The sequence below is a fragment of the Enterococcus sp. AZ009 genome (assembly GCF_050548785.1).
GTDB lineage: Bacteria > Bacillota > Bacilli > Lactobacillales > Enterococcaceae > Enterococcus_D > Enterococcus_D entomosocium.
In genome coordinates, this window is the sequence record NZ_CP172960.1 from 971,354 (window position 1) to 985,725 (window position 14,372).

Here is a 14,372-nt window from a genome sequence, read left to right on the forward strand (position 1 = left end):
AAAGCCCTGCACCCGTATGGATGGTCCACTGGTGCAGGGCTTTTTTATAAAGGAGAGAAGTGGTATGAGTGATTCATTGTTTCAATTAGAGAAGGTTGGTTTTCAGGCAAACGGAAACCAAATCCTTCAAGATATCTCTTTTACAGTAAACAAAGGGGAAGTGATTGTTTTTTCTGGTCCTTCTGGAAGTGGAAAAAGTACCCTTTTGAAATTAATTGGTACGCTGCTTTCCCCAACTTCCGGAAAAATTTATTATCGAGGTACGGATCTGCAAAAAATCGATCCTGTGGAGTATAGAAAAGAAGTCTCTTATTTCTTTCAAAACGCTTCTCTATTCGATGAGACAGTTCAAGAGAACTTGTCTTTTCCTGCCCGCATAAGAGAAGAAGGATTTGATCGGGAACGTGCAAAAAAATTGTTAGAACGAGTTCAAATACCTGAAACTTACTTATCGAAAGAGGTCAAGGAACTATCAGGAGGGGAAAAACAACGGGTTGCATTGGTCCGAAATTTGATGTATCAACCGAAAGTGTTGCTCCTGGATGAAGTTACCAGTTCATTGGACCAAGAAAACAGAGCGATTGTCCTTGATTTAGTCCGAGACATGATGAAAGACCAACAAACTACGGTGTTGGCCGTCACTCACAACCAGGAAGAAATCGACCAAGCTTCTCGTCTGATTACTATCAAAGGTGGAAAAATGGAGGAATCGAAATGACAAACAATTTAGAAATCAGTAATCTTTCTTTGCTTTTATCCTCTGTCCTCTTGATAGTTGCCTTGTTGATTGATTACAAAGAGAAATTGGGATTAGGAAACGACATTTTTATTGCGGGAATTCGCGCTGTCGTTCAATTATTCCTTATTGGATATGTATTGAGCTACGTATTACGAGTGGATAACAACTTTCTCACTTTAGCGATGGTTTTGTTCATTGTGTTCAACGCTTCTTATAACGCCCATACACGCAGTGAGGGGATCAACCGCTCTTTTAAAATTTCAACGACGGCTATTGGAGTAGGAACAGCCTTGTCCTTACTCATTCTTGTTTTTTCAGGAGTCATTGACTGGTCCCCTTCCCAAATCGTTCCAATTACAGGCATGATTGCCAGCAACGCCATGACTGCGATTGGAGTGACCTATCGGTCTTTGAATTCAAAATTTACGGACCAACGCCAACAGGTATTGGAAAAATTGGCATTGGGAGCCAATAAAAAACAAGCGTCCATGAGTATTGTAAGAGAAAGCGTCAAAACGGGCATGGCTCCTTCAATTGACCAAACAAAAACGGTTGGACTTGTCAGCCTACCAGGTATGATGTCAGGGTTGGTTTTTGCGGGAATTGATCCTGTTCAAGCGATTCGTTACCAAATTGTTGTGATGTTTATGTTGATTTCAGTTACTGCGATTTCTTCGTTTATTGCTAGTTATATGGCTTACCGTGAGTTTTATAACAATCGCAGTCAATTAATTATATGATTTGGGATGATACACTACTCTTAAAACCAGTGGTTACAATTTTATGTAGTTAAAAGAAGACCTCACGAGAATAATTGCAAAAAGAACTTCATTTTTTAAGGAAGAAGGATATTTTTGTCATCGAATCTTTGGAACGACTAGGGCGAAACTATGATGAAATTTTTTATATAGTGCAGCAACTGGATTAAAAGGATATCGGACTGATTGTTTTGAACATGCCTATCCTCAACCAATGAGAACTTTCGACGAACGGTTCTGTTGCAAAGTTTTAAATAAAGAATAAAATCCCTTACGGTATCTATGATTTAAGCTGGGATTCCCAATAATATCTTGATTTCAGTACAGACCGAAAACCCGAAGAGAGTGCCTTCTTTTCGGGTTTTCTTATATAATCCTAGAATGTCTTCCATGCCTTTAATCGTGGTAGAGGCAGTGCGTAAACTTCGATAGAATTTATTGCGTCTCTTTACTGGACGATGGTCTTGTTCAATCAAATTATTCAGGTATTTAATGGTACGATGTTCTGTCCCTTGATAAAAGCCGTATTCTTTTAGTTTCTTAAAGGCACTTGTAATAGAGGGGGCTTTATCTGTGACTACAACCTTCGGTTCATCAAACTGCTTCACTAACCGCTTAAGAAAAGCATAGGCTGCTTGTGTGTCCCGTTTTTTACGTAACCAAATATCCAAGGTTAAACCATCTGCATCGATGGCTCGATACAAATAATGCCATTTTCCTTTAATTTTGATGTACGTTTCATCCATTTTCCATGAATAAAAGGATTTTTTATTTTTCTTTTTCCAAATTTGATAGAGTAGTTTGCCATATTCTTGCACCCAACGATAAATCGTCGTATGAGAAACGTTAATGCCACGATCATATAAGATTTCTTGAACTTCACGATAGCTAAGGTTATAACGAAGATAGTAGCCCACGGCTACAATAATCACATCCTGCTGAAATTGCTTGCCTTTAAAATGATCTATCTTGATTCCTCCAAGCTATCTTTTCCATTCATTTTACCTTAAAATCAGTTTATCAGAAAACTTTGCAACAGAACCCTTTAAAGTATTATGAATATTCAAAACAACAGAGGGAGAACAGGAGTGAACACATGGGTGATTTATTAAAAAAAAAGAATTGATGCAATTATTAGAAATTTACCAAAAAATGGGAGAAGAATATCAAAAATTATTTAAAAAAGTGGAAATAAAACTTTATGAACTAACTAAGGAAGCATACATTTCCTAGACTTCGATCCGCCACAAAGCTTATGGCTGCGATTGCTATTCTACCCTGTTCAAATAATGGAAAAGCGATTTGAAATTCAAAAAAAATTTGTTATAATAGTCACATGAGAATCAATGAAGCATATTAAAACTAAATAATGAAAGCTTTGGAATATAACAGATTTTGTTTGTTGGTTATATTCATTGTGATCTGAACAGGCGGTGGACATATAAAAGGTCCATGCAGCCGGGCTGCAATTTTTGCGGCAGCAGAGTATGTAAATAATAAGGGCATACCTGTGGGACAGTTAATTCTGTTCTATAGGTGTGCCCTTTTTTATATATATATTTCTAAATAAAGGGGAGTGAAAAGATGAGATGAAATGGATTTGTAATAATTGGTAAGCAAAAAAACAAAAAATAAGAAAGAGGTTTTAGAAATGGTTGAGTATCTAACAAAAAGTAGGCAAGGACAATTTTTAGTTGTCGGTGTTTTATTTACAATCTTAGGGTTTATCTTTATCCCACTAAATGATGCATACAGTTCCATACTATTTTATATTTCAATTTTCTTTTTAGGCTTCTATGCGGCAAAACATGCTGTTGTTGAAACGATTAAAGATCGCTCACCAAATGTCGACCTATTAATGGTTTTGGCAGCAGTTGGTGCAGTAATCATTGATTTTGAGTCTGAAGGAGCGGCGTTGCTATTGATTTTTGCTGCTGCAGAAGTTTTGGAAGATTATGCAACGAACAAATCCACCAGCGCGATTTCAGAATTAATGGCGCAAGTACCCGACACAGCCCAAGTGCTAAAAGAAAATGGGGATGTAGTGGTTACCCCTACGAAAGAGTTAGTTATTGGGGACATTGTCGTGGTATCGAAAGGTGGTCAAATCCCTATTGATGGCTTGATCGACCGAAATGCAATCGTGAATGAAGCGGCTTTAACGGGTGAGTCTGTCCCAGTAGAAAAAGAGTTAAAGGAGGAAGTTTTTGCCGGAACGATTAATGAAGGAAATGTTTTTCATATAGAAGTAAACAAGACACTGAATCAAACCATGTTTTCCAATATTATCCGGATGGTTGAAGAAGCACAAAACAAACCTTCTCGAATCGCAAAGTTTATAGACCGTATTGAAAGTAAGTACGTGATTGGCGTTTTAATTATCATACCTATTTTCATCTTCTTTCTATATTATTTCCTAAGCCTACCATTAGAAGAAGCATTTTATCGTGGAATGGTACTTTTAACAGTGGCTAGTCCATGTGCATTGATGGCATCAGCTACACCGGCTACGTTAAGCGCGATAAGTAATGGAGCCAAAAACGGTATCTTATTTAAAGGTGGAGCCGCAATGGAAGCGTTAAGTACAATGAATATTTTGTATACAGATAAGACCGGAACATTGACGTATGGCGACTTCCAAGTGGTCGATTATCATTTGGACCAAGAGCTGTTAAAAGAAGTCATTTATATGGAGCAACAATCCAGTCACCCAATCGGAAGAGCAATTGTTTCTGCCTTTAAAGAGATTAACTTAGCACAAGTGAATCAAGCGGAATCGATTGAAGAAATTGCTGGTTCGGGAATTAAAAAAGGGGCAATCCTAGTTGGAAAACCGGATGCATTTAAGCAATATGATAAATTTGATCAGTTTGAAAAGCTACTGGAAAAAGGCGATACGACCATATTTGTAGCGAAGGGAAATGAAGTCGTCGGTTACTTCTCACTCCGGGATCGAATTCGTCCGCAGTCAGCGAGTACGGTTGCGGATTTCCAAAAAGAGGGCATCAAGGTTTATCTTTTAACGGGAGATAACGAAAAGGTTGCGGCACAGGTTGCAAAGGAAGTAAAGGTAGATGACTATATTTCTTCCATGTTACCGGAAGATAAAATAGATTTTGTCTTAAAAAGCCAAGGAAAAGAAGAAGTTGTTGGGATGATTGGCGATGGGATCAATGATGCGCCCGCGCTAGCGAATGCAGATATCGGAATTGCGATGGGAAGTGGCTCGTCAGTCGCAATGGAATCCTCTGATGTCGTTGTAGTGAAGAATGATTTGTCTAAATTGTTTTATAGCTATCAGCTAAGCAAGAAATTAAATAAAATCATTATTCAAAATGTCATTTTCTCCATCGCTGTTATTGTCAGCTTGATTACTTTAAATATGTTCGGCGTTCTGGGACTTCCTTTAGCAGTACTATTCCATGAGGGCTCCACAATCCTCGTCATCTTAAACGGCTTGCGGTTGTTAGGGTCCGAAAAAACAAAAGCGGAATTAAGTGGTGCTTATTAGACTGCATCATGATATTAGCTGAAAGGGTGAGCGAATATCTACAGCTTTTTAAATTTGTATCTGTAGGGAATGAAGCTTACCCTTGGCGAAAGCCTAAATCGTCAAAAAAGCTGATAATTTCTGAACAGAAATTATCAGCTTTATCTATTTTAAATACATGCTAAAAATCGTTTATTCAAACTTGATTGTCATCAATTATTAAAAACAATAAAGGAGCTATCATAGAGTTATACGAAAGAGTAAAACAAAAAAGACCGCGCAGTGAAAAACTATTTTCGAAGGAAAACCACTTCTTGATGAGGATCAATTCTTAATCTGATTCAATCCAGTAGACTTACATTACAAACAACAAACAGGAGGAAAAAATCATGCAAAGGTGTATTTTAGGAAAGAAAAATCAAATCACCGTCATCAGTGGCATATTAATCGTAATAATTTCCTTCGTTATCGATGGCCTCGATTTGGATGGCAACGGACTTATTTTTTAATCTAGCCACTTGAAGCACCTCGCCAATCTCTTGTTCGGACATTTGGGGCTTTGGGGAATTGATGTGAGCCAATCCTTTTTGAATTTTTTCCTGTTCAGCTGTGTGTTCAGATAAGAAAAAGCCCGCCCATTTTTTCATACCCCGGTCTTGATATTCGTCATTCAAATATTTCATGGATAATCACTCCTTTAGAACCATTATAAGAACAAGTGTTCGTTTTGTGAAGGGGGACAAGGAGTAAATGTCCTGATTTTTTTTATCAGCGACTTTCATTTACTGATGAAAAGAGAGAATAATAACAAAAGCAGGGAAAAGAAAAACTCCTATAATCGCAATCGTTTTTCCTTAAAAGACAAGAGTATGGAGTGCTTTTTTCAAAAGCATATCTATTGAAACCATTTTTTCGTTTTGTGTCGCCATACGCCCTGAACGGTTCTGTTGCAAAGTTTTAAATAAAGAATAAAATCCCTTACGGTATCTATGATTTAAGCTGGGATTCCCAATAATATCTTGATTTCAGTACAGACCGAAAACCCGAAGAGAGTGCCTTCTTTTCGGGTTTTCTTATATAATCCTAGAATGTCTTCCATGCCTTTAATCGTGGTAGAGGCAGTGCGTAAACTTCGATAGAATTTATTGCGTCTCTTTACTGGACGATGGTCTTGTTCAATCAAATTATTCAGGTATTTAATGGTACGATGTTCTGTCCCTTGATAAAAGCCGTATTCTTTTAGTTTCTTAAAGGCACTTGTAATAGAGGGGGCTTTATCTGTGACTACAACCTTCGGTTCATCAAACTGCTTCACTAACCGCTTAAGAAAAGCATAGGCTGCTTGTGTGTCCCGTTTTTTACGTAACCAAATATCCAAGGTTAAACCATCTGCATCGATGGCTCGATACAAATAATGCCATTTTCCTTTAATTTTGATGTACGTTTCATCCATTTTCCATGAATAAAAGGATTTTTTATTTTTCTTTTTCCAAATTTGATAGAGTAGTTTGCCATATTCTTGCACCCAACGATAAATCGTCGTATGAGAAACGTTAATGCCACGATCATATAAGATTTCTTGAACTTCACGATAGCTAAGGTTATAACGAAGATAGTAGCCCACGGCTACAATAATCACATCCTGCTGAAATTGCTTTCCTTTAAAAGGATTCATCGTCATTCCTCCTGCTATCTTTTTCTATTATTCTACCTTATTTGATAGTAGATTTAAAACTTTGCAACAGAACCAATTGAACTCACATAAAAAACATCTAAACCAAAATATCTACAAGCTTGGAAAGGATAATAGGTTGTTATTAAAAATAATTTTTATTCCTGAATAATTCATAGCTTTAATTCTTTGACAAATCATATTCTTATAAATTAGACAAGAGAAAATAAATATTCCATATCTACTTTATTGGATCCATAACATGACTAAATTCTGAATACTTTTTAAAGCTTATCATTTGGTAAAACTGAATATAAGTTAATGATATAGACTGAAAATTTTGAATTTTCAGAATAGAATAACTTAAAAGTACTGACAAAATTTTTTAAAGGGACAATATTAATGTTCTGAGATAATCAAATCTTACCGAAAATATCAAAACCCTAATGTGACACAATCAGATTCTGTCACATTCGTTAAAATCGCTCCATCCTTAGAGGCTCTAAGAGGAAATCACTTTTCTTTTAGGGCCTTGTCATTTTAATATTTAAATGGCGCATAGTTTGCTTCATAACTAGCGTTCAAAAAAACTAAAAATGTATCATAAAAAGAAGGCACGCTTATAAACATGCCTTCTTTTATTTGTTGTGTTATTTAACTTTCATCAATCGTAATCCGTTTAATGTTACTAAAAGCGTTGCTCCCATATCTGCTACAATAGCAATCCATAGTGTTAGCCAACCTGGTATGACTAGTAGTAGAGCTAATAGTTTTATACCTAATGAGAAGGTGATATTTTGCTTAATTACTTTTAGAGTTTGGCGGCTAAGTCTAACAATGAATGGTAATTTTTGTAAATCGTCGCCCATTAGAGCAACATCAGCAGTTTCGAGAGCCGTATCTGTTCCTGCACCGCCCATTGCAATACCAACCGTCGATGCAGCTAATGCTGGTGCATCATTAATGCCGTCGCCCACCATTGCTACTTTATTATAAGTTGTCCGCAACGCTTTAATCGAATCTAATTTTTCTTGAGGCATTAGATCTCCTTTTATTTCAGTCACACCTAATTGCTTACCAATAGATTCAGCGGTTTTAGTATTATCACCAGTAAGCATAATAGTGTGTTCAATTGACAACTTGTGGAGTTCAGAAATAACGGCAGCACTTGAATCTCTTACTTCATCCGCGACAGCAATTACTCCTAAAATTTGTTCGTCAGTACCGAAATACATGGCGGTTTTCCCTTGTTCTTGAAATTGTCTGTATTGTACTTTGACCGCTGTTTCTTCGATTACTGATGCAGAAAACAGTTTAGGGCTTCCAATATAGTAACGTATGTTTTGATGTATACCTGTAAGTCCTTTACCTGTGATAGATTGGAAATCCTCGATTTGTATTGACTTGTAATCCACATTAGTTTTATCCGCTTCGTTTAAAATAGCAGAAGCTAATGGGTGTTGAGAAAGAGATTCCAACGATGAAATAATCGATAGATAATTTATATCAGTTTCAGAACTGGTTGCAATGAAATCCGTTACGACAGGCTTTCCTTTTGTTAAGGTTCCAGTCTTATCGAAAGCAATTGCTCTCAAATGACCAATTTCTTCCAGATAGACTCCGCCTTTTACTAAAACACCATTTTTTGCTGCATTACCAATAGCCGAAACAATTGAAACAGGTGTTGAGATCACTAATGAACAAGGACATCCGACAACTAAAATGGATAACCCTTGGTAAAGCCATTTATTCCAGTCACCACCAAAGAATAGCGGAGGAACAACCACTATCAAAAGGGCCATAATAATTATGAATGGCGTATAGTATTTTGCAAATTTATCTACAAAGGCTTGTGCAGGAGCTCGTTCTCCTTGCGCTTCTTCAACTAAGTGAATGATTTTGGCAATCGTTGTATCCGTTACTTTTTTTGTTACTTTGACTTCAAGAACACCTTCTTCATTTAGTGTTCCTGCAAACACTTCATCATCTAACTGTTTTTCAACAGGAACCGATTCTCCTGTTATTGCTGCTTGATTTACTGAAGAATGACCGTTGATAACAAGCCCATCCATGGCTATTTTTTGTCCGGGTTTAATGATCATAATATCGTCGATATCGATTTTATCGACACTGACTAATTGCTCTACATTGTTTCTCCTGATAAGAGCTTCTTTGGGAGCTATATCCATAAGAGAACGAATCGACTGTCTTGCTTTATCCATTGAAAATCGTTCCAAAGCTTCGCTAATAGCAAATAGTATTACTACAATAGAACCTTCGGCCCATTCTCCAATAAATGCGGCCCCAATAATTGCAATAGTCATTAAAGATTCCATGGAGAAGTCCAATTTGATCAAATCAGAGAACCCTTCTTTAAATAAATCAAATCCACCAATTATTATTGCCAATATATAAAGAGCTTTCGTTAATAAATGATCTTCGCCCAATGATAGTTGGGAAATCACAGCAACAAGTATAAAACCAAGAGAGATGATTAAAGCGATATTCCGTTTAATAAAAGACTCTTTTGATCTAACTTGTTCATCATTTTCTTGATCATCACGAATGATAAGATTTTCGAAGGCTCCCGCTTCTTCGAGTTCTTCAATTGTTGTTTGGCCTTCTACTGAAATCTTACTTGCACCAAAGTTTACTGTTGCACTCGTAACTCCTGGCAACTGTTTTACATTTTTTTCAAATTTACCTGCACAATTTGTACAGCTTAATCCTTCTATTCGATAGGTTTTTTCGGTCATTTTCTCACTCATGCTAGCACCTCTTCTTTAAAATTTACGCCAAGCTCCATAAGATTTAAGATTTTGATATTTTTAATAAAATAGTAGACTAACTTACCATCCTTGTGACTATCAACTATTCCCAATTTTTTTAAGGAGTTCAGATGGTGTGAAGTTGTTGCGACCGAAGCATCAATGATATTAGCAATATCACAAACACATAGCTCATCTTCATGAACTAAAGCATGTACAATTTTAAGTCGATTTTCATCTGACAATATTTTAAAGAAACCACTTACTGACGGAGTATCAAAGTTTGCTAGTTTAGATTTAGCACGATTAACTTTGTCTTCATGAATACAAGTTATTTCACAAATTTCATTATTCATACGATCATCCCTTTACATTCAAATGTTTGTTTGAATGTATTGTATCAGAACATCCATCTATATTCAAGTGAATGTTTGAATGTTCATAAAATGACGATTTTCTGGACACTCTTTTTAGATACCATAATTAATAAGTATTACTTTGCTTTCGTGTTCATTAACTCGTAACTAAATCATTGTTCAATTAAAATTTAGATTTATGAGTATTAGGACAAATATTGGATGGGGTCAGAAACTTAAGAGTTTATGATCACTCTTTGGTTGCTATATACTATAAAAGTGTTCAAGATTAGATATTCTTGGACACTTTTTCTATGCTAGATTTTCCCATAGATAACCTTTAGTGATACTACTAACTATGCTATTACTTTCAATTCATTTAGAAATTATGAATAAATAACTTGACCTTATATAGATGATTATCTATATTGTATATAGATAATCATCTATATAAGGAGGGTCGAAAGAATGAATTATGAATCTCTTTCATTAGTATTAAAATCTCTAGCGGATCCAAATCGCATGAAAATAGTAGATGTGCTTTCTTGCGGCAGTTTATGTGCATGTGATTTACTTGAATATTTTGATTTTACACAACCTACACTCTCTCATCATATGAAAGTACTTGAAAAAGCGGGTGTTGTTTGTGTAAGTAAAAAAGGACAATGGCACCATTATTCGTTGAGGGAAGAATTTGTTGTAGAATTTATGGAATCTATTCAACAATTACTTGTAAATAATGAAGGCAACTGTGTATGTAAAGTAAAAGAAGGATCTAAAATAGGGGGAAAGTAAAAATGAAACCAAAAGGTAAATCTGAAGGGTTGGGTTTTTTTGAAAAGTATTTAACTCTGTGGGTAATATTGTGCATGATTGTCGGCGTGTTGATTGGACAATTTGCGCCAGCTATCCCTGATACATTAAGTCAATTTGAGTATTTTCAGGTCTCAATTCCAACGGCTATTTTGATATGGTTGATGATTTATCCTATGATGTTAAAAATTGATTTTACCAGTATTGTTCGTGCTGCTAAAAAACCTAAGGGATTAGTTATCACGTGCGTTACTAATTGGCTTATTAAACCGTTTACGATGTATGGCATTTCAGCACTCTTTTTTTATGTGATTTTCCAACAATTGATTCCAATAGAACTAGCAAAAGAATACGTCGCTGGTGCAGTTATTCTAGGAGCAGCACCATGTACAGCGATGGTTTTTGTGTGGAGCTACCTAACAAAAGGTGACTCTGCCTATACTTTGGTTCAAGTCGCAATCAACGATTTAATTATCCTAGTATTATTTGCACCTATTGTTGCTTTCTTGTTAGGTGTTGATAATGTAAGTGTCCCCTTAGCTACTTTATTACTGTCTACTGTTCTTTTTGTAGTTGTTCCATTGTTTTTAGGCTTCATTACTCGAGTGTTGATCATAAAAAAAAGAGGTTTAACCTATTTTGAAAATGTCTTCTTGAAGAAATTTGATTCAGTGACGATTATTGGTTTATTACTAACTCTGATCATTATCTTCTCCTTCCAAGGTGAAAGAATTATTGCTAATCCATTGCATATTTTATTGATTGCAATTCCTTTAACGATTCAAACGATTTTAATATTTACAATTGCTTATAGTTGGGCAAGATTTTGGAAGTTGCCACATAATATTGCTTCTCCTGCTGGAATGATAGGAGCAAGTAACTTTTTTGAGTTGGCAGTAGCGGTATCAATATCACTTTTTGGATTACAGTCGGGAGCAACTTTAGCAACAGTCGTAGGCGTACTTGTGGAAGTGCCAGTTATGTTACTTTTAGTTAAGGTTTCTAATAAAACAAAAGACTGGTTCATAAATCCGGAATCTTTGAGTGAAATCAAGAACGTATAAAGGATAGGTGTGGAGAAATGAAAATCATCATTATTGGATCTGTCGCTGCTGGAACAAGTGTCGCTGCAAAAGCAAGAAGAAATACGGAAGATGCAGAGATTGTTTTGTATGATAAAGATATGGATGTGTCTTACGCAGTTTGTGGGATTCCATATGCAGTGGGGGGAGAAGTGGAAAACTTTGATGAACTGACGCCTCGTAATGCTGAATGGTTTAAAAAAAGGTACGACGTAGATATTCATACCTCTCATGAAATAACTCAGGTTGACTATGATAAAAAATTGGTGCACGGAATCAATCTAATTACAAAAAAATCATTTACCAATAATTTTGATGTTTTAGTGTTGGCCACAGGATCGGTTTATAATACCCCAGAAATATTTGTTAATAGACATTTTGAGAATGTTTTTCAGGTGAAAAATATTTCGAGTGGGAAAAGTATCAAGAAGTTTGTAGATGAAAACGAGCCAAAAAAAGCAGTTGTCATTGGTGCTGGATATATTGGTTTAGAAATGGCCGAGCAGTTACAGAGACTAGGTCTTGAGGTCTCGTTACTTCAACGAAGTAAATATCCCATGTCCCATTTAGACTGGGACATGTCTTCAAGAATCATTAATGAAATGAAAAGGAAAAACATTGCCTTTTTCCCTGAAGAAACCGTCAGAAAAGTTAACGGTGATGGTAGTCTGAAGTCTATTGAAACGGCTAAAGGAACTATCTTTTCGGCAGATATTTTTGTATTAGCTACCGGAGTAAAGCCGAACACCGCATTAGCAAAATCCATGGGAATTAAATTAGGAATTACCGGAGCTATAGAAGTAAACGATAAGTTAGAAACCAATTTTCCAAATGTTTATGCTGTAGGTGATATTGCAGAAAGTTTTGATCGCATAACTAGGCGACCAATTTATCGACCTTTAGCTTCAACAGCCAATAAAATGGGAAGGATCGCAGGAGATGTTATTACAGGTGGCAATCTACGACACAAGGGAATCTTAGGAACTGGTATTTTACGATTCTTTGATTTAACAATTGCTCAAACTGGTCTCACAGAAAAAGATGCTTTAGCAAATAATATAGCTATTACTACTTTATATAATATTAAACCTAATAAGCCGGACTATATGAATGGTAAAGAAATGGTGATCAAAGCAATCGCAAATAAAGAAAATGGGAAGATACTTGGGGCTCAAATCATAGGTTATGATGGGGTAGATAAGCGGATCGATGTGCTTGCTACTGCTATTTCATTTGGCGCAACTGCTGAAGATTTGTTTCACTTGGATTTAGCATATGCCCCACCTTTTTCTACAACAAAAGATCCCATTCATTATACTGGGATGGCTTTGAACAACGATATAAATAATGATACCCCGTTAATGACCCCTATAGAGCTATTGAGAAGAATTGATAGCGGCGAAAAATTACAAATTATTGATACCAGATCAAGAAAACAGTTTGAAACTTCGAAAGTTGAGGGAGCAATTCACATACCTTTAGCTGAGTTAAGAGATCGATATGAGGAATTGGATAAAGAATGTGTGACAGTAACTTATTGTAATAAAGGCGTTACTGGAAATGCAGCACAAAATATTTTACTGAACAAAGGATTTAAACAAGTTTATAATTTATCCGGAGGAAATAAAAACTATCAAGAAGTTTGTGAAACGATACAAAAATTATGATAGAATTCTAAATATTGGAATAATTAGGAAGAAACTTATTTTGAGGTTTGATGTAACATTTGTATTTTTTTCAAGCTTCATTTTTTTATATATTATGGACTACTAGAGGTGAAATTGAAGATGGTAGATTTAACTAAAATTGAATACCGAGTTTTGATTTCATTATATGAATGCGAGGGAGGGATAACAAAACGTAACTTTGTAAAAAAATACCCAGAATTTAAGCTGAATACAGCTTATTTAGTTATTGATCGGCTAGTAGACAAAGGGTACTTAGAAATGAATTACTCAAAAAAAACTGAATTATCAGAAAAATTGTTTAGTCCAATCAAATCAATAACTGACTTCTATTCTGATATGTTTGGTATTTGCGCTGTTGATCGTACGGTGAAAAAAGTAATACGTGAACTAACTGATTATAGTCAAACAAGTTTTATTCTAGATAAAATAAGAGAAGCAAAAAGATATGCAAAATAAATTTATATAGTTGGAATGAAAAGGTAAAATCTCATACTTATAGTCTTGGTATACAGTAAAAAAGAAATGGAGAAATGTCTATGGGACTTTTACATTTGCTTTGTGTAATATTGTATTCAATTATAGTAATTAGCTTACTTATTTCCTATGATTTATTTGTAAAAAATTTTAAGAAACTCCATTTACGATATTCTTTTAAAATAATTATTGGTTTAATATTATTTGTATCGCAAATGTATTTTATCATAACTTTTTCGATAAATAATGTGGGGTATGTTTATTATGAATATACATTACCTTTATTTATCTTATACTTTAACTCATTCAAAATGAAAAATTATTTTCTTTTATTGGCTCTAATGATGGTGTTTATCGGACTATCGTAATAAGTATTATTGATATCAAGACATTACTTAGTATTCTAGTTCTAAGTATACTGGCATTCACTTTTAGTTTCGTAATTAAAAAAACCTTTTATAAATATAAAATACAGATACCGTTTTATATATTTTTTGTTTTAATTACTCTAATGATGGCTGGATTGAATTCT

At 35.2% G+C, this 14,372-nt stretch carries 12 protein-coding genes and 1 riboswitch; of the genes, 7 read left to right on the plus strand and 5 right to left on the minus strand.

Features of this window, described 5'->3' with window-relative positions:
- Nucleotides 1-64 precede the first annotated feature (64 nt).
- The gene (locus IGJ74_RS04480) at nt 65-718 is read left to right on the plus strand and encodes an ABC transporter ATP-binding protein (RefSeq protein ID WP_002307505.1); all 654 of its coding nucleotides are present in this window, start codon (nt 65-67) and stop codon (nt 716-718) included.
- On the plus strand, nt 715-1,479 hold the full coding sequence (locus IGJ74_RS04485) for an ABC transporter permease (RefSeq protein WP_002337614.1): 765 nt from the start codon (nt 715-717) through the stop codon (nt 1,477-1,479). The genes IGJ74_RS04480 and IGJ74_RS04485 overlap by 4 nt, the downstream gene beginning before the upstream one ends.
- A 305-nt stretch (nt 1,480-1,784) precedes the next feature.
- Here IGJ74_RS04485 and IGJ74_RS04490 read toward each other — a convergent pair whose 3' ends face one another.
- Nucleotides 1,785-2,465 (minus strand): IS6-like element IS1216 family transposase, encoded by a 681-nt coding sequence (locus IGJ74_RS04490; RefSeq protein WP_430608757.1) that lies wholly within the window; start codon nt 2,463-2,465, stop codon nt 1,785-1,787.
- Nucleotides 2,466-2,909: 444 nt separating this feature from the next.
- Nucleotides 2,910-3,018, plus strand: a riboswitch (NiCo riboswitch).
- A gap of 130 nt (nt 3,019-3,148) precedes the next feature.
- Between IGJ74_RS04490 and IGJ74_RS04495 the strand changes: the two genes are divergently transcribed.
- Nucleotides 3,149-5,008 (plus strand): heavy metal translocating P-type ATPase, encoded by a 1,860-nt coding sequence (locus tag IGJ74_RS04495; RefSeq protein WP_002337545.1) that lies wholly within the window; start codon nt 3,149-3,151, stop codon nt 5,006-5,008.
- A gap of 422 nt (nt 5,009-5,430) precedes the next feature.
- On the opposite strand, the gene IGJ74_RS04500 is transcribed toward IGJ74_RS04495, so the two are convergent.
- The 4 genes from IGJ74_RS04500 to IGJ74_RS04515 form a co-directional block, all read right to left on the minus strand.
- A complete protein-coding gene (locus IGJ74_RS04500; protein ID WP_002316697.1) occupies nt 5,431-5,670 on the minus strand; it encodes a hypothetical protein in 240 nt (79 codons plus the stop codon).
- 311 nt (nt 5,671-5,981) lie between these two features.
- The gene (locus IGJ74_RS04505; protein WP_430608695.1) at nt 5,982-6,662 is read right to left on the minus strand and encodes an IS6-like element IS1216 family transposase; all 681 of its coding nucleotides are present in this window, start codon (nt 6,660-6,662) and stop codon (nt 5,982-5,984) included.
- 647 nt (nt 6,663-7,309) lie between these two features.
- Entirely contained in the window at nt 7,310-9,427 is a 2,118-nt protein-coding gene (locus IGJ74_RS04510; protein WP_001291323.1) for a heavy metal translocating P-type ATPase, read from the minus strand.
- Nucleotides 9,424-9,783: an ArsR/SmtB family transcription factor gene (locus IGJ74_RS04515; RefSeq protein ID WP_074536946.1), complete on the minus strand. Its 360-nt coding sequence runs from the start codon at nt 9,781-9,783 to the stop codon at nt 9,424-9,426. Before IGJ74_RS04515 ends, IGJ74_RS04510 begins: the two co-directional genes overlap by 4 nt.
- A 468-nt stretch (nt 9,784-10,251) precedes the next feature.
- On the opposite strand from IGJ74_RS04515, the gene IGJ74_RS04520 reads away from it, so the two are divergent.
- The 4 genes from IGJ74_RS04520 (at nt 10,252) to IGJ74_RS04535 (ending at nt 13,822) form a co-directional block, all read left to right on the plus strand.
- A complete protein-coding gene (locus tag IGJ74_RS04520; RefSeq protein ID WP_074536842.1) occupies nt 10,252-10,578 on the plus strand; it encodes an ArsR/SmtB family transcription factor in 327 nt (108 codons plus the stop codon).
- 2 nt (nt 10,579-10,580) lie between these two features.
- Nucleotides 10,581-11,660 (plus strand): ACR3 family arsenite efflux transporter, encoded by a 1,080-nt coding sequence (arsB, locus tag IGJ74_RS04525; protein WP_218193595.1) that lies wholly within the window; start codon nt 10,581-10,583, stop codon nt 11,658-11,660.
- Nucleotides 11,661-11,677: 17 nt separating this feature from the next.
- Nucleotides 11,678-13,345: an FAD-dependent oxidoreductase gene (locus tag IGJ74_RS04530; RefSeq protein ID WP_218193596.1), complete on the plus strand. Its 1,668-nt coding sequence runs from the start codon at nt 11,678-11,680 to the stop codon at nt 13,343-13,345.
- A 120-nt stretch (nt 13,346-13,465) separates the two neighbouring features.
- Entirely contained in the window at nt 13,466-13,822 is a 357-nt protein-coding gene (locus IGJ74_RS04535; RefSeq protein ID WP_223597931.1) for a hypothetical protein, read from the plus strand.
- Nucleotides 13,823-14,372: the final 550 nt, after the last annotated feature.

What these genes read in the sequence shown, in the direction of transcription:
- IGJ74_RS04480 (WP_002307505.1), top strand. Translation starts at nt 65, where the DNA reads ATGAGTGATTCATTGTTTCAATTAGAGAAGGTTGGTTTTCAGGCAAAC.
- IGJ74_RS04485 (WP_002337614.1), top strand. Translation starts at nt 715, where the DNA reads ATGACAAACAATTTAGAAATCAGTAATCTTTCTTTGCTTTTATCCTCT.
- IGJ74_RS04495 (WP_002337545.1), top strand. Translation starts at nt 3,149, where the DNA reads ATGGTTGAGTATCTAACAAAAAGTAGGCAAGGACAATTTTTAGTTGTC.
- IGJ74_RS04500 (WP_002316697.1), bottom strand. Translation starts at nt 5,670, where the DNA reads ATGAAATATTTGAATGACGAATATCAAGACCGGGGTATGAAAAAATGG.
- IGJ74_RS04505 (WP_430608695.1), bottom strand. Translation starts at nt 6,662, where the DNA reads ATGAATCCTTTTAAAGGAAAGCAATTTCAGCAGGATGTGATTATTGTA.
- IGJ74_RS04510 (WP_001291323.1), bottom strand. Translation starts at nt 9,427, where the DNA reads ATGAGTGAGAAAATGACCGAAAAAACCTATCGAATAGAAGGATTAAGC.
- IGJ74_RS04515 (WP_074536946.1), bottom strand. Translation starts at nt 9,783, where the DNA reads ATGAATAATGAAATTTGTGAAATAACTTGTATTCATGAAGACAAAGTT.
- IGJ74_RS04520 (WP_074536842.1), top strand. Translation starts at nt 10,252, where the DNA reads ATGAATTATGAATCTCTTTCATTAGTATTAAAATCTCTAGCGGATCCA.
- arsB (WP_218193595.1), top strand. Translation starts at nt 10,581, where the DNA reads ATGAAACCAAAAGGTAAATCTGAAGGGTTGGGTTTTTTTGAAAAGTAT.
- IGJ74_RS04530 (WP_218193596.1), top strand. Translation starts at nt 11,678, where the DNA reads ATGAAAATCATCATTATTGGATCTGTCGCTGCTGGAACAAGTGTCGCT.
- IGJ74_RS04535 (WP_223597931.1), top strand. Translation starts at nt 13,466, where the DNA reads ATGGTAGATTTAACTAAAATTGAATACCGAGTTTTGATTTCATTATAT.